At 63.1% G+C, this 23385-nt stretch carries 16 protein-coding genes and 2 pseudogenes; 8 read left to right on the top strand and 10 right to left on the bottom strand.

Annotated elements, in window-relative coordinates:
• Nucleotides 1–57 precede the first annotated feature (57 nt).
• The 6 genes from NKI21_RS10585 to NKI21_RS10560 all read right to left on the bottom strand — a co-directional run bounded on the left by NKI21_RS10585 (nucleotide 58) and on the right by NKI21_RS10560 (nucleotide 8270).
• Complete coding sequence (locus NKI21_RS10585) at nucleotides 58–1236, bottom strand: MFS transporter (RefSeq protein WP_023810543.1); 1179 nt, start codon at nucleotides 1234–1236, stop codon at nucleotides 58–60.
• A 78-nt stretch (nucleotides 1237–1314) separates the two neighbouring features.
• Nucleotides 1315–2055: an NUDIX hydrolase gene (locus NKI21_RS10580; RefSeq protein ID WP_352796873.1), complete on the bottom strand. Its 741-nt coding sequence runs from the start codon at nucleotides 2053–2055 to the stop codon at nucleotides 1315–1317.
• A gap of 86 nt (nucleotides 2056–2141) precedes the next feature.
• A complete protein-coding gene (locus NKI21_RS10575) occupies nucleotides 2142–2576 on the bottom strand; it encodes a DUF983 domain-containing protein (protein WP_352553077.1) in 435 nt (144 codons plus the stop codon).
• Between the two features lie 11 nt (nucleotides 2577–2587).
• Nucleotides 2588–4906: a ribonuclease R gene (gene rnr / locus NKI21_RS10570; protein ID WP_352440271.1), complete on the bottom strand. Its 2319-nt coding sequence runs from the start codon at nucleotides 4904–4906 to the stop codon at nucleotides 2588–2590.
• Nucleotides 4907–4912: 6 nt separating this feature from the next.
• A complete protein-coding gene (topA, locus tag NKI21_RS10565; RefSeq protein WP_352440272.1) occupies nucleotides 4913–7534 on the bottom strand; it encodes a type I DNA topoisomerase in 2622 nt (873 codons plus the stop codon).
• A 358-nt stretch (nucleotides 7535–7892) separates the two neighbouring features.
• Nucleotides 7893–8270 (bottom strand): COG4315 family predicted lipoprotein, encoded by a 378-nt coding sequence (locus NKI21_RS10560; RefSeq protein ID WP_352865505.1) that lies wholly within the window; start codon nucleotides 8268–8270, stop codon nucleotides 7893–7895.
• Between the two features lie 186 nt (nucleotides 8271–8456).
• Between NKI21_RS10560 and NKI21_RS10555 the strand changes: the two genes are divergently transcribed.
• A complete protein-coding gene (locus NKI21_RS10555) occupies nucleotides 8457–9203 on the top strand; it encodes a cytochrome c biogenesis CcdA family protein (RefSeq protein WP_023810549.1) in 747 nt (248 codons plus the stop codon).
• A gap of 7 nt (nucleotides 9204–9210) precedes the next feature.
• Here the strand turns inward: NKI21_RS10555 and NKI21_RS10550 are convergent, their stop codons facing one another.
• Nucleotides 9211–9675 carry a hypothetical protein gene (locus NKI21_RS10550; protein ID WP_023810550.1) on the bottom strand — a complete coding sequence of 155 codons (465 nt, stop codon included), beginning with the start codon at nucleotides 9673–9675 and terminating at the stop codon, nucleotides 9211–9213.
• 216 nt (nucleotides 9676–9891) lie between these two features.
• Between NKI21_RS10550 and glmU the strand changes: the two genes are divergently transcribed.
• On the top strand, nucleotides 9892–11259 hold the full coding sequence (glmU, locus tag NKI21_RS10545) for a bifunctional UDP-N-acetylglucosamine diphosphorylase/glucosamine-1-phosphate N-acetyltransferase GlmU (protein WP_023810551.1): 1368 nt from the start codon (nucleotides 9892–9894) through the stop codon (nucleotides 11257–11259).
• Nucleotides 11260–11265: 6 nt separating this feature from the next.
• Here the strand turns inward: glmU and NKI21_RS10540 are convergent, their stop codons facing one another.
• A complete protein-coding gene (locus tag NKI21_RS10540) occupies nucleotides 11266–11640 on the bottom strand; it encodes a hypothetical protein (protein WP_023810552.1) in 375 nt (124 codons plus the stop codon).
• Between the two features lie 222 nt (nucleotides 11641–11862).
• On the opposite strand from NKI21_RS10540, the gene glmS reads away from it, so the two are divergent.
• Nucleotides 11863–13686: a glutamine--fructose-6-phosphate transaminase (isomerizing) gene (gene glmS / locus NKI21_RS10535; RefSeq protein WP_023810553.1), complete on the top strand. Its 1824-nt coding sequence runs from the start codon at nucleotides 11863–11865 to the stop codon at nucleotides 13684–13686.
• 108 nt (nucleotides 13687–13794) lie between these two features.
• Here glmS and NKI21_RS10530 read toward each other — a convergent pair.
• A pseudogene (locus tag NKI21_RS10530) lies at nucleotides 13795–13979 on the bottom strand (GIY-YIG nuclease family protein).
• A 286-nt stretch (nucleotides 13980–14265) separates the two neighbouring features.
• Between NKI21_RS10530 and NKI21_RS10525 the strand changes: the two are divergent.
• On the top strand, nucleotides 14266–15021 hold the full coding sequence (locus NKI21_RS10525; protein ID WP_027036784.1) for a DUF502 domain-containing protein: 756 nt from the start codon (nucleotides 14266–14268) through the stop codon (nucleotides 15019–15021).
• Here NKI21_RS10525 and recG read toward each other — a convergent pair.
• Entirely contained in the window at nucleotides 14973–17081 is a 2109-nt protein-coding gene (gene recG, locus NKI21_RS10520) for an ATP-dependent DNA helicase RecG (protein WP_352440273.1), read from the bottom strand. The two genes, NKI21_RS10525 and recG, sit on opposite strands and share 49 nt — an antisense overlap.
• A 308-nt stretch (nucleotides 17082–17389) precedes the next feature.
• On the opposite strand from recG, the gene NKI21_RS10515 reads away from it, so the two are divergent.
• From NKI21_RS10515 to NKI21_RS10500, 4 genes and pseudogenes are all read left to right on the top strand, one after another.
• Nucleotides 17390–17677: a succinate dehydrogenase assembly factor 2 gene (locus tag NKI21_RS10515; RefSeq protein WP_352440274.1), complete on the top strand. Its 288-nt coding sequence runs from the start codon at nucleotides 17390–17392 to the stop codon at nucleotides 17675–17677.
• Nucleotides 17678–17749: 72 nt separating this feature from the next.
• Nucleotides 17750–21247 carry a transcription-repair coupling factor gene (gene mfd, locus NKI21_RS10510; RefSeq protein ID WP_352773334.1) on the top strand — a complete coding sequence of 1166 codons (3498 nt, stop codon included), beginning with the start codon at nucleotides 17750–17752 and terminating at the stop codon, nucleotides 21245–21247.
• Between the two features lie 133 nt (nucleotides 21248–21380).
• On the top strand, nucleotides 21381–22754 hold the full coding sequence (locus NKI21_RS10505) for a class II 3-deoxy-7-phosphoheptulonate synthase (RefSeq protein ID WP_352773337.1): 1374 nt from the start codon (nucleotides 21381–21383) through the stop codon (nucleotides 22752–22754).
• A 159-nt stretch (nucleotides 22755–22913) separates the two neighbouring features.
• Nucleotides 22914–23385, top strand: a pseudogene (locus NKI21_RS10500) (helix-turn-helix domain-containing protein); the annotation flags it as partial.

Raw genomic sequence — 23385 nt, 5'->3', positions numbered from 1 at the left:
GTTCTGTCAGCAGCCTGTCACCGTGCCGTGCCAAATGCAGGGCTGGCCGCAGTCGCGCTACAGCAGGATCTTGCGAACCAACCTGACGGCGACCAAAGCGATATAGGCCGCGAAGAACAGGCCGAGCGACCAGCCGAAGCCGGACGGGCCGAACGCATCCATGCCGATGCCGATCGCCTGCGGGCCGAGCACCATGCCGACGCCGTAGCACAGCACGAAGGCGGCGTTGGCCGACGCCAGTTCATGGCCGGAAAGCTGCGAGCCGAGATGGGCGAGGCCGATCGTGTACATGGCAGCGACGACGCCGCCCCAGACGAACAGAAGCGCGGCCATCAGATGCCAATTCTGGGCGAAGAAGGGCATGAAGACGGTGCCGATAAGACCGACCGTGGCGCAGGCAATCAGCAGGTAGCGGCGATCGCTGACGCGGTCGCTGATCATGCCGATCGGGATCTGCAACAACACATTGCCGAGGCCGATCATGGTCAGGAGAAGTGCTGCATCGGCTTCGGAATAGCCGATTCGGCTGCCATAGATCGGGAACAGCGCAAAGCCGCCGGTTTCCACCGCGCCGAACACCAGCACGGCAGCGGTCGCCGACGGCACCAGCCAGATGTAGCGCAGGAAATTGCTGGTTTCGCCATCCGAGGCGATCGACGGGCTCTCGTTGCGTGCTGCCAGCACGGGTATGGCCGCCAGCGTCACCAACGCGATGATGACGCCGAACGGCCTGAAGCCGGAACTGCCGAGATGGGCGAACAGCCATGGTCCGGCGGCAAAGCCGAGCGACAGGACAGTGGCATAAATGCCCAGGACAAGGCCGCGTCGGTGCGGCGGCGCCGAGGTGCTGATCCAGAATTCGGACAGGATGAACAGCACCGTCAGCGCAATGTGCAGCACGATGCGCAGTGGAAACCACATCCAGAAATCGGGTGCGAAATGGAAGCCGACAAAGGCCAGAGCGCCGGCGGCGATCATGGCGATCATGGTCCAGGCAACGCCGAAGCGCATGGCGAGCGGGGTCGCCAGAGGCGCACCGGCGATCGAGGCGAGGCCGGCAACGGCGGTGTTGAGGCCGATCATCGAAGCCGAATGGCCGCGCGTTTCAAGGATGACGCTGAGCAGCGGCATACCGAGGCCGATGGCGATGCCGACGACGCTGATCGACGAGATCGCCGCCACCATCGGCAGCCAGTGTACGCGTTCGTCGCCCTGTGGTTGGGTATCGACCGTCATGGGATGCTGAATACTCTGTCTTTTTGATCTTACGCAATTCCGGGCGGAAAACCGCGTCACACTTTTCCTGGAATTGCTCTAGAGAAGTTCGCGGGTGAAGCGGCTGCGGACAAGCCGGTAGAAGGGCACGGGACCGCCAGGACGCAACAGCGGATCATGGGCGAGGCGCTTTTCCAGCTCGTCCAGGATCATTCGGGTGATATCGGGTATGTCGGCTTCCCTGGCCTTGGCGAGCGGCAGCCAGACCAGCTCTTCGAGCTCGTTGGTGGGACCGCCACCGGGCAGTTCGACGGCGACGTCGTCACGCCAGGCGCTGAAAAAGCGGGTGTCGAAGCGGCGCACCCGGTTGGGCGGCGTGATCGCGCGCGCGACGAAGCGCAGCATGTCCAGCGAGGGTTGCACGCCGTGTTCGGCAAAACCCTGCCAGTCGGACCTGGAGGTTGCGAAGGCACCCTTGCGGCCGATCAGCAGCCCGGCTTCCTCATAGGTTTCGCGGATGGCGGACAGGGCGATGGCGCGGGCTCGTGCGGCGCTTGTGCGCCCTGGCCCGGCGATCAGCCTGGCTTCCTGCTCCGGATGCAGGGCGGCGACGACCGGTATGCGGCTGTCGGCCGGATCGGTGCGGCCGCCGGGAAAGACGAACTTGCCCGGCATGAAGGCGTGGCCGGCATGACGGCGACCCATCAGAACCAGCACGTCATCGTCCTTGCGGTCGAGCAGGATGAGGGTTGCCGCGTCGCGCGGGCGGATTGGCCGGTCGCTATGAGCGATCATGCTCCGCTCGATCTTGTCGACTTCCGCCTTGGTCATACCGTCCATGCGCAGGACCTAGCGGAAACTTCTGGCAAGCGAAAGTGGCCTTTCACGGTCGGTATGTTGCACCAGGCAGCATTCTTGGCTGCGGCCTAGGCTCCGGGATGCGGCTCGATCACGTCGTGCTCGCCGCCGAAGCCGTGCATATAGAAGGCCCATTGCAGTCCGATGACGGCACCCTTGATCGGCTGCAGCAGCGCAACCGACAAAAGGATGGTCAGCGGCACCCAGATGGCAATGTGCTGCCATGTGGACAGCGTCGACGTCGCTTCAACGCCCATGAAGGCGCCCAGCACGATGTGGCCGACGATGACGATGACGAGATAGGCGGGCAGGTCGTCGGCCCGGTGGTGATGCAATTCCTCGCCGCAGACACTGCATGTGTCGACGGTCTTGGTGAAAGCGCGAAACAGCTTGCCTTCGCCGCAATGCGGGCAGCGGCCGAGCAGGCCGCGCTTCATCGCCGTCCACAGCGGGCGCGCGGTCCGGCCCGAGTGATGTTCTCCGCCGAAAACCTGTTCTTCCATGGCTGTTGTCATCATCGTCTCCTGCCGCGCGAACCCGGTCGCGATTGCGACGCGCGGGCGCGGCCCTTGGCCTTGTGAAACGACCGCTTGGAGCCCGGCAGAGGCTTCGGGTCGGTCAACATCTCGAAGCGCATCGCCCCGGCCATCGGCGCCACCTCGATGAGTCGGACCTCGACACGGTCCGCGAGCTGATAACCTTTGCCCGAGCGTTCTCCGAACAGGGAGCGGGCCGTTTCATCGTATATATAGTAATCGCCGCCCAGAGTTGACACCGGGATGAAACCATCCGCGCCGTACTGCGGCAATTGGACAAATAGTCCTGACTTGGTGACGCCGGAGATGCGGGCATCGAACCGGTCGTCGACGCGTTCGGCGAGATAGCTGGCAATCAGACGGTCGACCGTGTCCCGCTCGGCCGCCATTGCGCGGCGTTCCGTGCCGGAGATCAGCACGGCGACATCTTCGAGCCGTGCCGCTTCGTCCTGCGTCAGCCCGCCCGGACCCAATCCGAGTGCGGCAATAAGTCCGCGATGCACGATCAAATCGGCATAGCGGCGGATCGGCGAGGTGAAATGGGCGTAGCGGCGGAGGTTGAGACCGAAATGGCCGATGTTCTTTGGCGAGTATTCGGCTTGGCTCTGCGAGCGCAGAACCACTTCGTTGACCAGGCCTTCATTGTCGGCGCCGCGCACGCGCTCCAAAATGCCGTTGAACTGGCTTGGCTGCATCTGCGCGCCGCGCGCAAGTGACAGGCCCAATGTCTGCAGGAACTCGCGCAGCGATTCCTGTTTGGCCAGCGATGGCGCGTCATGGACACGATAGACCAGTTCCTGTTTCTTCGCCTCGAGCGTTTCGGCCGCCGCGACATTGGCCTGGATCATGAATTCTTCGATGAGCTTGTGGGCATCGAGCCGGTCCGGTACGATGACGCGATCGACGGTGCCGTCCGGCTTTAGGACGATCTTGCGCTCCGGCAGGTCGAGTTCGAGCGGCTGGCGGCCATCGCGGCCGCGCTTCAGGATCGCATAGGCGTCCCACAGTGGCTTCAGCACGGTTTTGAGGATCGGGCCTGTCTTGTCGTCCGGCGCGCCGTCGATCGCCGCCTGAGCCTGCTGGTAGGCGAGCTTTGCCGCCGACTTCATCATGACGCGATGGAAGGAGTGCCTGAGCTTGCGGCCCTCGGCCGAAAAAACCATGCGCACTGCCAATGCCGGCCGGTCCTGGCCCTCGCGCAGCGAGCAGAGATCGTTGGAGATGCGCTCGGGCAGCATCGGCACGACGCGATCCGGGAAATACACCGAATTGCCGCGCTTCAGCGCTTCGCGGTCGAGTGCCGTGCCGTAGCGCACATAGGCGGCGACGTCGGCGATTGCGACAGTGGCGACCACGCCGCCCGGGTTCTTCTCGTCGAGATCCGGCGTGGCGAAGACGGCGTCGTCGTGGTCCTTGGCGTCGGCCGGATCGATGGTGACCAGCGGCAGGTCGCGCCAGTCCTCGCGATGATCCAGCGTCGCGGGTTTGACCGCTTCGGATTCTGCGATGACGTCGGCCGGGAAGATATGCGGAATGTCATGCGCGTGGATGGCGATCATCGAGACCGCCTTTTCGCTGGTCAGCGAACCCAGCACGTTGAGCACCTTGGCTCTCGGCAGCCCATAGCGAGAAGCCCGCGCGGGCTCGACCTCGACCAGGTCGCCGTTCTTGGCGCCGTTCTGGAATTCCTTGTCGACGATCAGTTCGGGCTGGCGCCGTTCCACCGGCTCGATGCGGAAGGTGCCGTCCTGCAAGATGCGAAAGACACCGAGCACGGCATCGGTACGTTTTTCGAAAATCTTCACCACCCGCCCGGTGTAGGCGGGGCCGCCCAGGGCGACGTTCGTGTCGTCGGCCGGAAAGGTCTTGGCCAGCACGCGGTCGCCAATGCCGGGCGCCGGTCCACTGCCACTGCGCGACAGGCGGATGGAAACGATGGGCGGCGGTCCATTGGCCGTGTGTTCGGTAGGACGCGCCAAGAGCACGCCATCGGCATCACGGTCGAAAATATCGAGGACCGTGACATGGGGCAGGGCGCCGACGCGGGCCAACCCCTTGCGCTCCTTGGTAAGGATGCCTTCGTCCTGCAAGTCGCGCAAAATGTCCTTCAGCCAGATGCGGTCGTCGCCGCGCAGCGCGAACGCCTTTGCGATGTCGCGTTTGCCGGCGCGATCGGGATTTTCGGCGATGTAGCGCAGGATTTCGTCACGCGACGGCCGGTAGTCGTCCTTGACCTTGGCCCTGGTGTCGGCGGTGCGCGGATCGCCGTGGGTTCTGCCGGTGATCTTGCGCGCCACGCTGCCCTATCCTTTTTTCTTCGCGGCCGGCTTCTTGGCTGCCACTTTCTTGGTTGCCGGCGCCTTGGCCGCTGCCGCCTTGCGGAAAGGCTTCTTGCCGCCGCCGCCCTTGGCTTCCTTCTCGGCAATCAGCGCCAGCGCGTCCTCGATGGTCACCGACTGTGGATCCCTGCCCTTGGGCAGGGTGGCGTTGACCTTGCCGAAATTCACGTAAGGTCCGTATTTGCCGTCGCGCACGACGATCTTGCCGCCGCCATCGGGATGGTCGCCAAGCTCCTTGAGCGCAGCGGCAGTGCCGCCATTGCGTCCGCCCTTGCCCTTCAACTGCTTCTCGGCGATCACCGACACGGCGCGGTTGAGGCCGATCGAGAACACGTCCTCGATGCTCTCGAGATTGGCATAGGTGCCGTCATGCAGCACGAACGGACCGTAGCGGCCGAGCCCGGCCGAGATCATCTTGGCCGTTTCCGGATGCTGGCCGACATCGCGGGGTAGCGACAGCAGCGCCAGCGCCTTTTCGTGATCGATCGATTCTGCCGTCCAGCCCTTGGGCAGGCTGGAGCGCTTGGCTTCCTTGCCGTCGCCGCGCTGCAGGTAGGGGCCGAAGCGGCCGCTCCGCAGCGTGATTTCCTCTGACGTGTAGGGATCCTTACCGATGACCTTGGTGCCGTCCTCGCCGCCGCCATTCTCGCCATTCGGATTGGCGGCGTCGCCGAGCTGGCGGGTGAAGGAGCATTCGGGATAGTTGGAGCAACCGACGAAGGCGCCGAACTTGCCGAGTTTCAGCGACAGATTGCCGGTGCCGCATTTCGGGCAGATGCGCGGGTTCGAACCGTCTTCGCGCGCGGGAAACACCAGCGGCGCCAGTTCCTCATTGAGCGCGTCGAGCACGTCGGTGACGCGCAGTTCCTTGATGTCGGCGACGGCACCGGAAAAATCCTTCCAGAAATCGCGCAGCACGTCCTTCCAGGCGAGCTTGCCGTCCGAGATCTCGTCGAGCTTTTCCTCGAGGGACGCGGTGAAGTCGTACTCGACATAGCGCTTGAAGAAGCTTTCGAGGAAGGCCGACAGCAGCCGGCCCTTGGCCTGCGGCACCAGCCGGCGCTTGTCGATGGTGACATAGTCGCGGTCTTCGAGCGTCTTCAGGATCGCCGTATAGGTGGAAGGCCGACCGATGCCGAGTTCTTCCAGCTTCTTGATCAGCGACGCCTCGGAATAGCGCGGCGGCGGCTCGGTGGTGTGCTGGGTGGCATTGATCGCCTGGCGGGCAAGCTGCTCGCCGGCGCGGATTTCGGGCAGGCGACGATTTTCCTCGTCTTCCGTATCGTCGTCCTTCTGGTCGGTGTAGGCGGCAATGAAGCCGTCGAAGCGAACGACCGAGCCGACGGCGCGAAGCTCGGCGGTGCGCGATCCATTGACCGCTTCGATCTCGGCGGTGGTGCGCTCGATCTCGGCCGACTGCATCTGGCTGGCGATGGCGCGCTTCCAGATCAGCTCATAGAGCCGCATCTGGTCGGAATCGAGATATTGCCTGACCGATGCCGGCGTGCGCATGAAATCCGTCGGGCGGATCGCCTCGTGCGCTTCCTGGGCGTTCTTGGCCTTGGCCGTATACTGGCGCGGCTTTTCCGGCAGGTATTTTGCGCCGAATTCCTTGGTAATGGCGTCGCGTGCGGCGTCGATCGCCTCGGGTGCCATCTGCACGCCGTCGGTTCGCATATAGGTGATGAGACCTGTGGTCTCGCCGCCGATCTCCATGCCTTCATAGAGGCGTTGCGCCACCTGCATGGTGCGGCTGGCCGAGAAGCCGAGACCTGACGAAGCGGCCTGCTGCAGGGTCGAAGTGGTGAAGGGCGGGCCGGGATTGCGCTTGGTCGGCTTGGCTTCCACCGACACCGCCTTGAAGGTTGCGCCATCAAGCATCGACTTGATGTCGTCGGCCTGCGCCTTGTTGGAAATGTCGAGCTTTTGCAGCTTCTTGCGGTCGAAGGCGGTCAGCCGCGCTTCAAAATTCTCGTTGCGCGGCGTGCCCAGCAGGGCGGCGATCTGCCAGTATTCCTCGCGGATGAAGCGCTCGATCTCGGATTCGCGGTCGCAGACGAGACGCAACGCAACCGACTGGACGCGGCCGGCCGAGCGGGCGCCCGGCAGCTTGCGCCACAGCACCGGCGACAGCGTGAAGCCGACGAGATAATCCAGCGCCCGGCGGGCGAGGTAGGCATCGACCAGCGGTGCATCGATCTGGCGCGGATTGGCCATCGCCTCCAGCACCGACGATTTGGTGATGGCGTTGAAGACGACGCGGCTGACCGGCTTGTCCTTCAGCGCGCGCTTCTGCTTCAGCACTTCCAGCACATGCCAGGAAATCGCTTCGCCTTCGCGATCCGGATCGGTGGCGAGGATCAGGCCGTCGGCGTCCTTGACCGCCTTGGCGATGTCGGCGAGGCGTTTGCCAGAGGCGGTGTCGACCGCCCAGGACATGGCGAAATCCTCATCCGGACGCACCGAGCCATCCTTGGCCGGCAAATCCCTGACATGGCCGAACGAGGCCAGAACCTTGTAGTTCTTGCCGAGGTATTTGTTGATTGTCTTCGCCTTGGCCGGCGATTCGACGACGACGACGTCCATGAGGTCTCATATCAGCTGTGGTGCGGCAGAAGAATTCCGCTGCGCGCGACGAAATCTCGTTCTATTTGTCGCTCACATGGCCGCGCTTTTGCATCCGGTCAAGGGGAAGCGCCCAAATTGCGGGCCGGTCCGCAGCAATACACTCTAAGAGTGTATGGAGAAAATCACAGAATTTTGGGAAAGGGAGATGTGGTGCCGAGCCGGCGAAAACGACCTGGTTTCACTTTTCCACCGAGTCGCGGAGTGACGGCCGGGAATAGCGTCGGTTCGACGCCAGAACGGCTGATTGATGCTGGCCGCCGGCGGCATGAAGCGATGCCCGGCGACCAGTCAGCAGGCGGGACTGGGATAGAGTGGCTTAGTCGGCCTTGACGATGTGCCAGACTTCGCCGACGCCGTCGCCGGTCACGTCGCCGGGCTTCTTGTCCTTTATGAAGGTGTAGACCGGCTTGCCGTCATAGGCCCACATCTTGGTGCCGTCGGGGCGGTCGACAACGGTCCATTCGTCATCCGCCTTGGCGCCGGCTTCGGCCTTCAGCGGCGGCCAGTTGGTGGCGCATTTGTCATAGCAGTTGGTCTTGCCCTTCTCGTCCTTGTCATAGGTGTAAAGCGTCATGCCGTTGGCGTCGGTGTAGATCTTGGTGCCATTGACCTCGGCTTCCTTCCACGCGTCGGCGGCGAAGGATGCGGCTGTGCTGAGTAGAAGCGCTGCCAGTCCTGCGGTTATGGTTTTCATGGAAATCTCCCTGACTGATATCTGGAGACGCGCGGGAAATCGCGGCCTCACAGCATCAACGCCTGCGGGCTGTGGTTTCTTCCTGGCAAGTGCGTCGGGCAATGGATGATCTTGCCAACACAATGGTGATTGGTGGACAAGGCTGCGCGTCGCTATATCGGCGTCACGGCATTGGAGTTCTTGGAAATGGCATTGGACATCGGCTATGTCAGCGCGATCGGGGCGGGAGCTATCTCGTTCCTGTCGCCTTGCGTGCTGCCGCTGGTGCCGCCTTATCTCTGTTATATGGCCGGCGTGTCGGTCGACGATTTCCGCGGCAATGCCGGTGCGACAGCGCGTGAAGGCGCACGCGGCGCGCTGCTCTTTTCCTCGATCGCCTTCGTGCTCGGCTTCTCGACCGTCTTTGTCGCGCTGGGCGCCGGCGCCTCGACCATCGGCCGGCTGCTGCGCGTCTGGCAGGAGCCGCTGGCAATGGGCGCCGGTGTGCTGATCATCCTGATGGGCCTGAATTTCCTCGGCATCCTGCGCATTCCGCTGCTGTCGCGCGAGGCGCGCTTCCAGTCGCAGGGCAAGCCGGCAAGTGCCGTCGCGGCCTATGTCATGGGACTGGCCTTCGCCTTCGGCTGGACGCCCTGCATCGGCCCGGTGCTGGGGCCGATCCTGACGCTGGCAGGTGGCCGCGAAACGGTGGGCGAGGGCGCGCTGCTGCTCGCCGCCTATTCGCTCGGGCTGGGCATCCCATTCCTGATCGCCGCACTGTTTTCCGGCGCCTTCATGCGCTTCCTCGGCAAATTCCGCGTCCATCTCGGCCGCGTCGAAAAAGCGATCGGCGCGCTGCTGGTCGTCGCCGGGGTGTTTTTCCTCACTGGTGGCGTGCAGACGGTGTCGTATTGGCTGCTGGAGAATTTTCCGGTGCTGGGGCGGCTGGGGTAGGTTTGATCTAAATTTGGATGCGGCTCACCGCAACGCGGTCACGAGCTACCGTGGGATCGCTGAGAACTCGCTCGATCCAAGAATGGGTATCCGGACTTGGAAAAGCGATCTTGCCAATCGCCGTGGTGTCATTTTGCCAAATTTCTTCGCGCATTAATCCTCGATCTTTCAGCTCCTTCAGGCATTCAAGCGTTGCCATGGCAATGGGCGCAAATCGCACTATCTTTTCGATATCGAATCCTGCCTCCCGAATGTCGCGAGCCAAAGTTACAACCGCGAAATGTGATGCTGTTTCGGCTTCGCTGTATCCGCTCTCGAGAGACAGTAGCGCGACACCTGCTCCGTAGGGGGTGATGTCAACGCCAAGATACCTTGCAAAGTTCTCTACACTACCAAGCCTTGAATTTTTCTGGTCGGCGCTCGAAACAATTTCTCGCGAGATATTCGACTGCTTTTTTGAAAACGGCCACATGTGAATTATCCCCGAGACGATTAGAAAATTTAACATGATCTAACAGCACCGGCTATCGCTTTGCTTTTGCTTAGGGCGACGCGGATGCCTACGGCAACGCGGATCGAATCCTGAACGCCTCCGCTCCCACCTCACCGGAATTTAACCGCATTGGTGAAGCATGGCGCCACTGCTAGCATGCTTTGATTCCCAACCCTTTCATATGGTTGTCGTTCCATGAGCCAGAGATCCTGCCTGTCCGTCATCCTTGCCGCCGGCGAAGGCACGCGCATGAAGAGCGTGCTGCCGAAGGTGCTGCACCAGATCGCCGGCCTGCCGATGGTCGCCCATGTGGTGAAGGCAGCCGAAGCCGCTGGTGCCGGCAGCCAGGCGCTGGTGATCGGCCATGGGGCCGAAGAGATGCGCAAGGCGGCGGCGAAATTCGCTCCAAAGGCCGAGACCTTCGTGCAGGACAAGCGCCTCGGCACCGCGCATGCCGTGCTCGCCGCGCGCGATGCGATATCAAAGGGTTATGACGATATCCTGGTGATGTTCGGCGACACGCCGCTGATCGACGCCGATGCGCTGACCGTGGCGCGGCTGAAACTGGCGGAAGGTGCGGCCGTCGTGGTGGTTGGCTTCCGTCCGCCCAGCCCGACGGGCTATGGCCGGCTGATCGAAAAGGACGGCAAGCTGGTCGCCATCCGCGAGGAAAAGGATTGCTCCGAGGAGGAGAAAAAAATCGGCTTCTGCAATGCCGGGATGATGGCGGTAGCCGGCGCTCACGCGCTGACGCTGCTCGATCAGGTCGACAACAAGAATGCCAAAGGCGAGTATTACCTCACCGACATTGTCGAGATCGCCGGCGCGCGAGGCCTCGATGTCGTCGCCACCGAAGCCAGCTTCGAGAGCGCGCTCGGCATCAACAATCGCGCCGAACTGGCGCAGGCCGAGGGCATCTGGCAGGCGCGCCGCCGCCATGAGGCAATGCTGTCGGGCGTGACGCTGATCGCGCCGGAGACCGTGTACTTCTCGCACGACACCGAGATCGGCGCTGACACCATCGTCGAGCCCAATGTCTGGTTCGGCCCGGGCGTGAAAATCGCCACGGGCGCCAAGATCCATGCCTTCAGCCATATCGAGGGCGCCACCATTGCGTCCAATTGCGATGTCGGGCCGTACGCGCGGCTGCGGCCGGGCGCGGATCTCCGAAACAAGGCCAAGGTCGGTAATTTCTGCGAGGTCAAGCAGGCGGTTATCGAGGAGGGCGCCAAGGTCAACCATCTGACCTATATCGGCGATGCCCGCGTCGGCGCGGGTGCCAATATCGGCGCCGGCACCATCACATGCAATTACGACGGCTATTCGAAATTCTTCACGGACATCGGCGAGGGCGCGTTCATTGGCTCCAATTCGTCGCTGGTGGCGCCTGTCACCATCGGCAAGGGCGGCTACATCGCCTCGGGCAGCGTGATCACCGAAAGCGTGCCCGACGACGCGCTGGCCTTCGGCCGCGCCCGCCAGAAGACGATTCCAGGCAAGGGCAAGGAATTGCGCGAGCGCTTTGCTTCGGCGGCGGCGGCGAAGAAAAAGGCTGCTGGATAACGGGCGTTAGCCGGAAGTCTTCGCGTCCTTGCCGAAAGCGGCTGTGACTTCGATCTTGCCGACGATCGCCTTGTTGAATTCAGGGAGATCTTCGGCCGGAATCCAGTATTCCAGATGCGCCTTGCTGCCAGCGTGCTCGACCCGGTAGCGGTCGAGAAAGCTCTTGAGAACGTCGAACCGGGTGACGAACCCCGAGCCGCTGGCCGGCACGTTCCAGTCGCGTGCGATCTGCACCGCATAGGCTTCGGTCGTCACGGGATAGAAAATGGGCTGCTCGGGCAGGCGCGGCGGAAACGCCTGCATCCCCGAGGCCTGGATCAGTTTCAGTTCCCTGGGGCCGACAGGGCGCCAGAGGGTTACGGTGGGCTTGCTCTCGCTCATGGCAGGGCTATTAGCGAGATATCTCTCTGGTGAAAACCATCGTCTGAAAACCGAAGCCTGACAAACCGAACGATTGCAGTAACCGGATTGCAAGGCGGCCTGTCATGGTGCATCGACAGAATGAGCGTTCCGTTATACGGGACGAAATGCAATGTGACTTTCCACGGCAGGCCGGCCATCCCTAAATAGCGCTGGTTTTCCGGGGAATCGGGGGCTTTCTGCATGTGCGGTATCGTTGGAATCGTCGGCCACTCGCAGGTTGCGCCGCTCATCGTCGATGCGTTGAAGCGGTTGGAGTACCGCGGCTATGACTCGGCCGGCGTCGCCACCATCGAGCGTGGCGAACTCGCCCGCCGCCGCGCCGAAGGCAAGCTGATCAACCTGGAGCGCCGGCTCAAGGACGAGCCGCTCGACGGCACGATCGGCATCGGTCACACACGCTGGGCGACGCATGGCGTGCCCAACGAGACCAATGCGCACCCGCATTTTTCCGATGGCGTCGCCATCGTCCACAACGGCATCATCGAGAATTTCGCCGAACTGCGCGCCGAGCTGATCCGCGACGGCTATTCTTTTTCGTCGCAGACCGACACCGAGGTCGTGGCGCATCTGGTGGCGCGCGAACTCGCCAGGGGGCTGAAGCCGGTTGATGCCGCGCACCAGGCGCTGAAGCGGCTGGAAGGCGCTTTCGCGCTGGCCATCATGTTCAAGGGCGATGAAGACCTGATCGTCGGCGCGCGCAACGGTCCGCCGCTGGCTGTCGGCCATGGCGATGGCGAGATGTTTCTGGGTTCAGACGCCATCGCGCTCGCCCCGTTCACCAATTCGATCACCTATCTCGAAGATGGCGACTGGGCGGTGGTGCGCCGCGACGGCGTCACCATCTTCGACATCGACGGCACAAAGGTCGACCGCAAGCGCCAGCAGTCCCTCTCGACCAGTTTCATGGTCGACAAGGGCAATAGACGCCACTTCATGGAGAAGGAAATCCATGAACAGCCCGAGGTGATCTCGCACACGCTGGCGAATTATCTGGATTTTGTCGGCGGCGTCTCCAAGCCGCTCGACCTGCCTTTCGATTTCGCCAAAATCGACCGGCTGGCGATTTCGGCCTGCGGCACCGCCTATCTCGCCGGCCTGATTGGCAAGTACTGGTTCGAGCGCTACGCGCGACTGCCGGTCGATATCGATGTCGCTTCGGAATTCCGTTACCGCGAAATGCCGCTGTCGAAGAACGATGCCGCCTTCTTCATCTCGCAATCGGGCGAGACCGCCGACACGCTGGCCTCGCTGCGCTACTGCCGCAAGGCGGGGATGAAGATCGGCGCCGTCGTCAATGTGCGCGAATCGACCATGGCGCGCGAATCCGACGTCGTGCTGCCGACGCTCGCCGGGCCGGAAATCGGCGTCGCCTCCACCAAGGCGTTCACCTGCCAGTTGTCGGTGCTGGCATCGCTTGCCGTGCGGGCTGGCGTGGCGCGCGGTACGATCTCGAAGGAGCAGGAAAAGACCTTTGTGCGCGAGCTTTCGGAAGCACCGCGCTATGCCAATCAGGTGCTGAAGCTCGACCATCAGATCGAAAAGACCGCGCGCGACCTCGCTCACTATAAGAACGTGCTCTATCTCGGCCGCGACACCAATTTCCCGCTGGCCATGGAAGGCGCGCTAAAGCTCAAGGAAATCTCCTATATCCACGCCGAAGGCTATGCAGCCGGCGAACTGAAGCACGGCCCGATCGCACTGATCGACGAGAACATGCCGGTCATCGTCATCGCGCCGCACGACCGCATTTTCGAAAAAACCGTGTCGAACATGCAGGAAGTGGCGGCGCGCGGCGGCAAGATCATCCTGATCACCGACAGCAAGGGTGCGGCACTGACGAGCGTCAAGACGATGGAGACGATCGTGCTGCCGGACGTGCCGGAAATCATCTCGCCGATCATCTACGCGCTGCCGATCCAGATGCTCGCCTATTTCACCGCCGTCTTTATGGGCACCGACGTCGACCAGCCGCGCAATCTGGCGAAATCGGTGACGGTGGAGTAGGCCTCATCCTTTCGTCATCCACGGGCGGAGCGGGAGCGAAGCTCCTGCGCAGACCCGAGGATCCATTCCGGGACGGTATGGCGGATCAAAGCGGTGCAGAACTTGGCGCTACCACCCAGTCCCGCGGAAAAGCTCGAACCACTCCGGATTGACCTTTTCGATCAATTCAATCTTCCACTGACGCGGCCAACGTTTCAGCGACTTCTCGCGCTGGATCGCATCGGATCGTTTGTGACGCCAATATAGATGGTGCCGCGTTTCCGGCTCGCAGTTAAATAGACATAGCCCGTCATGAACGAAGTATAGCGACCGAAGGATTCGCCGACCATCTTGAGGGGTTGCGTTCTTCGGCCGACGTCACGGAATGGATCCTCGGGTCTGCGCCGCGTCGCTTCGCTCCTTGCTCCGCCCGTGGATGACGAAGGGGAGGGATGTTTCGGCTAATCGCGAACGTATGCTGCTTCCGTTTGGATTGCTTCGCTGGAAGCGGCGGCATAATCGGCTCTTTAAAAACTTCGCAGTTCCAAAGCTTCGTCCGGTTCACTAATGTTGCGCTGCAACCCGCGCCTCCGGTGAATCATGTCCGACGCTCCCAAGACTTCCGGCGTGACCCGGCTGAGGAACTATTTCCTCACGGGCTTCATTGTCTGCGCGCCGCTGGCGATCACCGCCTACATTGCATGGTCTTTCATCGGCTGGGTCGATTCCTGGGTGAAACCCTATATTCCGGCCCGCTACAGCCCTGACACCTATTTGTCGTTTCCGGTGCCGGGGTTCGGGCTGATCGTCGCGTTGATCCTGATCACGCTGATAGGCTTCCTGACGGCCAACATAGTCGGCCGCGCCATCGTCAATTTCGGCGAGCGCCTGCTTGGCCGCATGCCGCTGGTGCGCGGCATCTATGGCTCGCTGAAGCAGATTTTCGAGACCGTGCTGTCGAACAAGGGTGACATGTTCCGCCAGGTCGGGCTGGTCGAATATCCGCGCAAGGGTGTGTGGTCGCTGGTGTTCGTCGCCAGCGAGAAGGAAACCGAGATCAACCAAAAGCTCGACCAGGAAGGCGATCCGCTGATTGCCGTGTTCATGCCGTGCACGCCGAACCCGACCACCGGATTCCTGATGTATGTGCCGAAGTCGGACATCGTGCTGCTCGACATGACGATCGAGGACGGCGCCAAGCTGATCGTCTCGGCCGGGCTGGTGGCGCCCGAGGTCAAGCAAATGGTTGTCGTGAATGGCGAGCCGATCGAGGGGATGCTCGCCAACCCGTCGGTTGCCGCCCTGGCTCAGCCGGCGCGCAGGAGCCGCACGGCCTCGTCGCGGCCGAACAAATAAAGCAGCAGGCGCAACGCCTCGCCACGCTGCGATTGCAGCTCCGGGTCGCGCGACAGGATCAGCCTGGCATCGTCGCGGGCGGCCTCCAGAAGATCGGCATGCGCCTCGATGCGCGCCACCTGGAAACCCGGCGTGCCGGACTGGCGGGTGCCAAGCAATTCGCCTTCGCCGCGCAGCTTCAGGTCCTCCTCGGCGATCAGGAACCCGTCCTCGGTCTCGCGCATCACCGACAGCCGGCGTTTCGCGGTCTCGCCGAGCGGGTCCTTGTAGAGCAGCACGCAGGAGGAGGGCTTGTCGCCACGCCCGACCCGGCCGCGCAACTGATGCAATTGGGCGAGGCCGAAGCGCTCGGCGTGCTCGATGACCATGACGGTGGCGTCCGGTACGTCGACGCCGACCTCGATGACCGTGGTGGCGATCAGGATGCGTGTCTCGCCCTGCTTGAAGGCGCGCATCGCCTCGTCCTTGTCGGCACCTTTCATGCGGCCGTGAACGAGCCCGATACGGTCGCCGAACAATGGTTTCAGCGAGGCGAAGCGGTCCTCGGCCGACATCAGCTTGATTTCTTCGGATTCCTCGACCAGCGGACAGATCCAGTAGATCTTCTGGCCGCCGGCCACCGCCTCGACCATGCGGCCGATCAGTTCATCGAGCCGCTCCAGCGGCAGAGTAACGGTACGGATCGGCTGGCGGCCGGCCGGTTTTTCCGTCAGTTTCGACACGTCCATGTCGCCGAAAGCGGTCAGCACCAGCGTGCGCGGGATGGGAGTGGCCGTCATCACCAGCATGTCGGGCGCATCGCCCTTGGCGGTGATGGCGAGCCGTTGATGGACGCCGAAACGGTGCTGCTCGTCGATCACGGCAAAGACCAGGTCGTGGAACATGACCGTCTCCTGGAACAGCGCATGGGTGCCGACGACGATGTCGATCTCGCCGCTTGCCAGGCCGGCCAGCGTATCAGCGCGTTCGCGGCCCTTCTCGCGGCCCGTGAGGATGGCGATGCGCAGCCCGACCTTGGCGGCAAGCGGCGTGATGGTCGCCAGATGCTGGCGCGCCAGGATTTCGGTCGGTGCCATCAAGGCCGCCTGGCCGCCAGCCTCGACAGCCCGCGCCATGGCCAACAGCGCGACGACCGTCTTGCCGGAGCCGACATCGCCCTGCAGAAGCCGCAGCATGCGCTCGGGATCGGCGAGGTCGGCATTGATTTCGGCCAGCGCGAACTCCTGGCTCGGTGTCAGCGAATAGGGCAGTGCGGCTCGCAGTTTTTCGACGATGCGGCCGTCGCCGACCAGAGGGCGGCCGGACAGGCGGCGGACTTTTGCCCGCACCAGCGCCAGCGAGACCTGGCCCGCCAGCAGCTCATCATAGGCGAGGCGCCGCCAGGCAGCGCCATCGACGGAGACATCGATCGGGTCGGCCGGATTGTGGATGCGGGCAAGCGCGCCGGCAAAGGAGGGAGACGTGTGGCGGCGCATGAAAGCGCCGTCCTGCCATTCGGGAAATTCGGGCACACGCGCCAGCGCCTGGCCGATCGCCCGGCGCAGCACCTTGCCCGAGAGCCCGGCTGTCAGGGGATAGACCGGTTCGACCAGCGGCAGGTTTTCCGCCTCGCTGGCGAGCGCGATGTGGTCGGGGTGGACCATGCTCGGGCGGCCGTTGAACCATTCCATGCGGCCGGAGACCACGACATGCTCGCCCTCGGGCATCGCCTTTTCGAGATAGGAAGCGTGAGCATGGAAGAAGGTCAGCGCGATCTCGCCGGTGTCGTCATGGGCGAAGACCCGGTAAGGCACCGACCTGTTGCCGCGCGGCGGCGGCTGGTGGCGGTCGATGCGCACCTCCAGCGTCACGATCTGGCCCTCCGCGGATCCTGCGATGCCCGGCCGGCTGCGCCGGTCGATGACGGTGTGCGGCAGCACGAACAGAAGGTCGCCCGCGCGGGCGGGGCGGTCACCCAGATCGGCCGGGACAACCTTCTCGATCAGCGCGCCGACTTTCGGTCCGACGCCGGCAAGCGAGGTGATCGGGACAAACAAGGGATCGAGGATGGAAGGTCTCATCTGAGAGAAACCATGCGGTGTCTGCGCTCACCCCCCTCTGGCCTGCCGGCCATCTCCCCCTCAAGGGGGGCGATTAGCAGTTCTGACCTCGCCCGCCTTGCGCAGTTGGAAATTGGCGAAAGCAGTCGTGCCATACGATCTCCCTCCTTGAGGGGGAGATGTCCGGCAGGACAGAGGGGGGTGCTAGCGCCGATACTGTCAGGAATGTTCGTCACACCGAGATGTTAGACGCCAACCGGGCCGTTGCAAGGCTGACAGCCCCTTCTATCCACGCTATATGCGCCCGCAGCAAGCAAGGATGCGGCACGATGACCGGAACGACGAGATCAAGCGAGGGGCTCGACGTCCGCCGCCGCAAGCTTCTGTTTCGCTCCTGGCATCGCGGCATGCGCGAGATGGACCTTATCCTCGGCACCTTCGCCGACGCTGAGATCGGCGCCTTGACCGGCGACGAAATCGACCAATATGAGAGGCTCCTCGACATTCCCGATACCGAATTCCTGCCCATGGTCACCGGCGAACGCCCGGTGCCGGCCGACATCGATTGTGCCGTCCTGCAAAAGATCCTGGCTTTCCGCCGTTCTCTGACATTCTGAACACAAGCAATTCCAGGAAAAGTACGAAGCGGTTTTCCGTGGGGAATTGCGATAAAACAAGACCGTGATTTGATGAGCCTCATTCCCACCATCGGTTTGCCGAAAGACCGCGCCGGTCAGTTCATCGTCGACGGCGTCGCCGATGGCTACGAAGCCTTTGCGCTGGTGCAGGCAGCACTCGAGATCGCGCCCGACAAGCCGGTTCTGTTCGTCGCGCGCGACGGTCAGCGCCTGCCGGCGATCATCGAGGCGCTGTCTTTCGCGGCCCCCGGCCTGCCGGTGCTGGAACTGCCGGCCTGGGATTGCTTGCCCTACGACCGCGTCTCGCCCGGCTCGGATGCGGCCGCCAAGCGCCTCGATGCACTGACCGCCATGATCGCGCTGGCGAAGAAGCCGCACCGCGCCGTCATTCTCACCACCGCCAATGCGCTGCTGCAGCGCATTCCGCCGGCGGATCTCGTCGAGGCACAGACCTTCCACGCCAGGCCCGGCAACCAGATCGACATGAACGTACTGGTGTCGCGACTGGAAACGTCCGGTTTCGAACGCGTGCCGACCGTGCGCGGTATCGGTGAATTCGCGGTGCGCGGCGGCATTCTCGACCTTTTCGCCCCCGGCTGGACCGAAGCGCTCAGGCTCGACTTCTTCGGCGACACGCTGGAATCGATCCGTGTCTTCGACGCCGCCACGCAGCGCACCACCGGCCAGCGCAAGTCGATGGCGTTGCAGGCGATGAGCGAAGTGGCGCTGACGCCGGAAACCATCAGCCGTTTCCGCCGCTCCTATATCGAAGCCTTTGGCGCTCCACAGCGCGATGACGGGCTCTATGCAGCAGTCAGCGAAGGCAGGCGGTTTGCCGGCATGGAACACTGGCTGCCGTTTTTCTATGAGCGGCTGGAGACGGTGTTCGACTATCTGCCTCACACGCCTGTCATCTTCGACCATCTGGCGCATGAGGCGCTGGCCGAGCGCCACACGCTGATCCTCGACCATTACGAGGCGCGCAAGAAGCAGGCGGACGGTGCCTTGAAGGACGCCGTGCCCTACAAGCCGGTCGCACCGGACCTGCTCTATCTCTCCCCGGAAAACCTGATTGCCTCGCTAGGGCCGCGTGAAGCGATCGACTTCACGCCGTTTGACGCGCCTGACGCCGGCGCGAAAAAGGTTTTTCATGCCGGTTCGCGCCCTGGCCGCAGCTTTGTCGAGGAACGCGCCGACCCGAACGTCAATGTGTTCGACGTTGTCGTCAAACACATCGCCGATGAGCGCGCGGCGCGCCGCCGCGTCGTCATCGCCGGCTGGACCGAGGGCTCGCTCGATCGGCTTGGCCAGATCCTTGCCGAACACCATCTCGGCAACCTCAAGCAGGTTGCAACGCTGGCGGAAGCCGAAAAGCTCGAGCCGGGTCAGGCGGCCTTGGCCGTGCTGCCGCTCGAATCCGGCTTCGAAACCGAAAAACTGGTCGTCGTTGCCGAACAGGACATTCTCGGCGACCGGTTGATCCGGCGCTCGAAACGCAAGAAGCGTCCCTCGGATTTCATTGCCGAGGCCTCGGCATTGTCGGCCGGCGACATTGTCGTCCACGCCGACCACGGCATTGGCCGGTTTATCGGGCTGCGCACCATCGAAGCGGTCGGTGCACCGCATGACTGCCTGGAAATCCACTATGCCGGCGACGACCGGCTGTTCCTGCCGGTCGAGAACATCGAACTCCTGTCGCGCTATGGTTCTGACACAGCCGAGGCGACGCTGGACAAGCTTGGCGGCGGCGCCTGGCAGTCGCGCAAGGCGCGGCTGAAGAAACGCCTGCTTGACATGGCCGGGCAGCTGATCCGCATCGCCGCCGAGCGGCAAATGCGCTCCGCACCGCCACTGGTGCCGGCAGAAGGCCTCTATGGCGAGTTCGCGGCCCGCTTTCCCTATGAGGAGACCGACGACCAGCAGACGGCGATCGACTCGGTGCGCGACGATCTGGCCGCCGGCAAGCCGATGGACCGGCTGATTTGCGGCGATGTCGGCTTCGGCAAGACCGAAGTGGCGCTGCGCGCTGCCTTCATCGCGGCGATGGAAGGCTTTCAGGTGGCGGTTGTGGTGCCGACGACATTGTTGTCGCGCCAGCATTTCAAGACCTTTTCGCAGCGTTTCTCCGGCCTGCCGATCCGTGTCGGCCAGGCGTCGCGGCTAGTCGGCGCCAAGGAACTGGCCGAGACCAAGAAAGGTATCGCCGAGGGCCAGGTCGACATCGTCATCGGTACGCATGCGCTGCTCGGTTCCGCAATCTCGTTCAAGAACCTTGGCCTGCTGATCATCGACGAAGAGCAGCATTTTGGCGTCAAGCACAAGGAGCGGCTGAAGGATTTGAAGACCGACGTGCACGTGCTGACGCTGTCGGCGACGCCGATCCCGCGCACGCTGCAACTGGCGTTGACCGGGGTGCGCGAACTGTCGCTGATCGCCACGCCGCCGGTCGACCGCATGGCGGTGCGCACCTTCATCTCGCCCTTCGATCCGCTGGTCATCCGCGAGACGCTGCTGCGCGAGCGCTATCGTGGCGGCCATTCCTTCTATGTGGTGCCGCGCATCAGCGATCTCTCGGAAATCCAGGATTTCCTGAAGGAATCCGTGCCGGAGTTGAAGGTGGCGGTGGCCCATGGCCAGATGCCGCCGGGCGAACTCGACGACATCATGAATGCCTTCTACGACGGCCAGTACGATGTGCTGTTGTCCACGACCATCGTCGAATCCGGCCTCGACATCCCGACCGCCAACACGCTGATCATCCATCGCGCCGACATGTTCGGCCTGTCGCAGCTTTACCAGTTGCGCGGCCGCGTCGGCCGCTCGAAGGTGCGCGCCTATGCGCTGTTCACGCTGCCGGCCAACCGCAAGCTGACCGACACCGCGGAGCGGAGGCTGAAGGTGCTGCAATCGCTCGATACTCTGGGCGCCGGCTTCCAGCTCGCCAGCCACGATCTCGATATCAGGGGCGCCGGCAATCTTCTCGGCGAAGAGCAGTCCGGCCACATCAAGGAGGTCGGCTTCGAGCTCTACCAGCAGATGCTGGAAGAGGCTGTCGCCGAGGTGAAGGATTCCGGCGAGGTCCAGGATGGCGGCTGGTCGCCGCAGATTGCCGTCGGCACGGCGGTGATGATCCCGGAAAGCTATGTTCCGGACCTGCAGCTTCGGCTGGCGCTTTATCGCCGTCTCGGCGATCTCGAGAACACCGAGGAAATCGACGCTTTCGGCGCCGAGCTGATCGACCGCTTCGGCCCGCTGCCGGAAGAGGTCAAGCATCTGCTCAAGATCGTCTTCATCAAGGCGCTCTGCCGCAAAGCCAATGTCGAGAAGCTCGACGCCGGGCCGAAGGGCGTCGTCATTCATTTCCGCAAGCGCGAATTCTCCAACCCGGTTGGGCTCGTCCGGTTCATCGGCGAGCAGGGCTCGCTGGCCAAGATCCGGCCGGACCACAGCGTCGTCTTCGTACGCGATTGGCCAACCCCCGAGAAGCGATTGGCGGGCTCGGCGGTGGTCATGACGCAGTTGGCGCGGCTGGTGGAGAAGGCGGCATAGCCCGCCCGGACCATTCGCCAGCGCTTGAATTCCGGTCTAGAATACGAAAACGGCTTCGTGTATGGAGCCGCCATCCCATATAGGGGCTGGAGTGGGGGCGAGGGTGCTCGCCGGAAAGAGTGTTGGTGCAGCGATGACGAAATGGTCGCCGAATTCGTGGAGAGCAAAGCCGATCAAGCAGGTTCCTGCCTATCCGGACCTTGCCGCGCTGAAGAACACGGAGGCCCAGCTCGCAACCTTTCCGCCGCTGGTTTTTGCCGGTGAGGCGCGCAAGCTGAAGAAGCAGCTCGCTTCTGTCGCCGCCGGTGACGCATTCCTCCTGCAGGGCGGCGATTGCGCCGAGAGCTTCGCCGAGCATGGCGCGGACAACATCCGCGACTTCTTCCGCGTCTTCCTGCAGATGTCGGTGGTGCTCACCTTCGCCGGCGCGCAGCCGGTGGTGAAGGTCGGCCGCGTTGCCGGCCAGTTCGCCAAGCCGCGATCGTCCGACAACGAGACCAAGGGTGAGGTGACGCTGCCCAGCTATCGCGGCGATATCATCAACGGCATCGAATTCGACCCCAAGTCGCGCATTCCGGACCCCGCTCGCCAGGAGATGGCGTATCGCCAGTCGGCGGCGACGCTCAACCTTTTGCGCGCCTTCGCGCAAGGCGGCTATGCCAGCCTGGAGAATGTGCACCGCTGGATGCTCGGCTTCGTGTCCGACAGTCCGCAGGGCGAGAAATACGAGTCTCTTGCCAACCGCATCACCGAGACGATGGACTTCATGAAGGCCGTCGGCATCACCTCGGAAACCAACTACGCGCTGCGCGAGACCGATTTCTACACCAGCCACGAGGCGCTGCTGCTCGGCTATGAGGAGGCACTGACGCGTGTCGATTCGACCTCCGGCGACTGGTACGCCACCTCGGGTCACATGATCTGGATCGGAGACCGCACCCGCCAGCCCGACCATGCGCATGTCGAATATTGCCGTGGCATCAAGAACCCGCTCGGCCTGAAATGCGGTCCGTCGCTGATGCCGGACGGCTTGCTGGAGCTGATCGACCTGCTCAATCCCGAGAACGAGCCCGGCCGGCTGACGCTGATCGCCCGCTTCGGTTCCGACAAGGTCGCCGACCATCTGCCGAAGCTGGTTCGCGCGGTGCAGAAGGAAGGCCGCTCCGTGGTGTGGTCGTCGGATCCGATGCACGGCAACACGATCGAGGCCGCCGGCTACAAGACGCGGCCGTTCGACCGCATTCTGAAGGAGGTGCAGACCTTCTTCGAGGTGCACCGCGCCGAAGGCACGCATCCGGGCGGCATCCATGTCGAAATGACCGGGAAGAACGTCACCGAATGCACCGGTGGCGCACGCGCCATCACCGCCGAGGAATTGCAGGACCGCTACCACACCCATTGCGACCCGCGCCTCAATGCCGATCAGGCGATCGAACTGGCCTTCCTGGTCTCGGATCTGTTGAAGAAGAGCCACCCGGTGCAGCACAAGCAGGTTGCCAACGGCTGATTTTCGCGCAGTCCGAATAAGATCCACGAAAGGGCGTCCGAGAAATCGGGCGCCTTTTATGTCTGCGCTAGAGCGATTCCTATTTTGAGAGAATCGTAGGATTCCCAAAGCCGGATGTTTGTGATTCAAGATGCTGGCTGGATTGGAGGCCAGCATCTGATGACGCGAGCGCTTTCAAATGATCTTCGTGAGCGTGCAGTAGCGGCGGTTGGCGACGGGGAGACCTGCCGTGCGGTTGCCTCGCGCTTTGGCGTTGCGGTTTCCTCTGTAGTGAAGTGGTCGCAGCGTTACCGTGCCACTGGCTCGGTGGCGCCGGGCAAGATGGGCGGACATCGCAAGCGCGTCCTTGAGCCGCATCGGGCCTTCATTATGGAGCGGCTTAATCAGACCTCTGAACTGACGCTGCGTCGGCTGAAGGACGAGCTGGATGCTCGCGGGGTCAAGGTCTCGCACAATACGGTGTGGCTGTTCCTGCGCCGCGAAGGCCTGAGCTTCAAAAAAAACTCTGTTCGCCCTTGAGCAGGCGCGTGCCGATATTGCCCGCAGGCGCCAGCGATGGCGCTCTTGGCAAAGCGGTCTCGATCCACAGTGCCTGGTCTTCATCGATGAGACCTGGATCAAGACCAACATG

The organism is Mesorhizobium sp. M0715 (assembly GCF_040320355.1).
GTDB lineage: Bacteria > Pseudomonadota > Alphaproteobacteria > Rhizobiales > Rhizobiaceae > Mesorhizobium.
This window is presented reverse-complemented; position numbering and strand designations above follow the sequence as displayed.

What these genes read in the sequence shown, in the direction of transcription:
- NKI21_RS10585 (WP_023810543.1), bottom strand. Translation starts at nt 1,236, where the DNA reads ATGACGGTCGATACCCAACCACAGGGCGACGAACGCGTACACTGGCTG.
- NKI21_RS10580 (WP_352796873.1), bottom strand. Translation starts at nt 2,055, where the DNA reads ATGGACGGTATGACCAAGGCGGAAGTCGACAAGATCGAGCGGAGCATG.
- NKI21_RS10575 (WP_352553077.1), bottom strand. Translation starts at nt 2,576, where the DNA reads ATGGAAGAACAGGTTTTCGGCGGAGAACATCACTCGGGCCGGACCGCG.
- topA (WP_352440272.1), bottom strand. Translation starts at nt 7,534, where the DNA reads ATGGACGTCGTCGTCGTCGAATCGCCGGCCAAGGCGAAGACAATCAAC.
- NKI21_RS10560 (WP_352865505.1), bottom strand. Translation starts at nt 8,270, where the DNA reads ATGAAAACCATAACCGCAGGACTGGCAGCGCTTCTACTCAGCACAGCC.
- NKI21_RS10555 (WP_023810549.1), top strand. Translation starts at nt 8,457, where the DNA reads ATGGCATTGGACATCGGCTATGTCAGCGCGATCGGGGCGGGAGCTATC.
- NKI21_RS10550 (WP_023810550.1), bottom strand. Translation starts at nt 9,675, where the DNA reads ATGTGGCCGTTTTCAAAAAAGCAGTCGAATATCTCGCGAGAAATTGTT.
- glmU (WP_023810551.1), top strand. Translation starts at nt 9,892, where the DNA reads ATGAGCCAGAGATCCTGCCTGTCCGTCATCCTTGCCGCCGGCGAAGGC.
- NKI21_RS10540 (WP_023810552.1), bottom strand. Translation starts at nt 11,640, where the DNA reads ATGAGCGAGAGCAAGCCCACCGTAACCCTCTGGCGCCCTGTCGGCCCC.
- glmS (WP_023810553.1), top strand. Translation starts at nt 11,863, where the DNA reads ATGTGCGGTATCGTTGGAATCGTCGGCCACTCGCAGGTTGCGCCGCTC.
- NKI21_RS10525 (WP_027036784.1), top strand. Translation starts at nt 14,266, where the DNA reads ATGTCCGACGCTCCCAAGACTTCCGGCGTGACCCGGCTGAGGAACTAT.
- recG (WP_352440273.1), bottom strand. Translation starts at nt 17,081, where the DNA reads ATGAGACCTTCCATCCTCGATCCCTTGTTTGTCCCGATCACCTCGCTT.
- NKI21_RS10515 (WP_352440274.1), top strand. Translation starts at nt 17,390, where the DNA reads ATGACCGGAACGACGAGATCAAGCGAGGGGCTCGACGTCCGCCGCCGC.
- mfd (WP_352773334.1), top strand. Translation starts at nt 17,750, where the DNA reads ATGAGCCTCATTCCCACCATCGGTTTGCCGAAAGACCGCGCCGGTCAG.
- NKI21_RS10505 (WP_352773337.1), top strand. Translation starts at nt 21,381, where the DNA reads ATGACGAAATGGTCGCCGAATTCGTGGAGAGCAAAGCCGATCAAGCAG.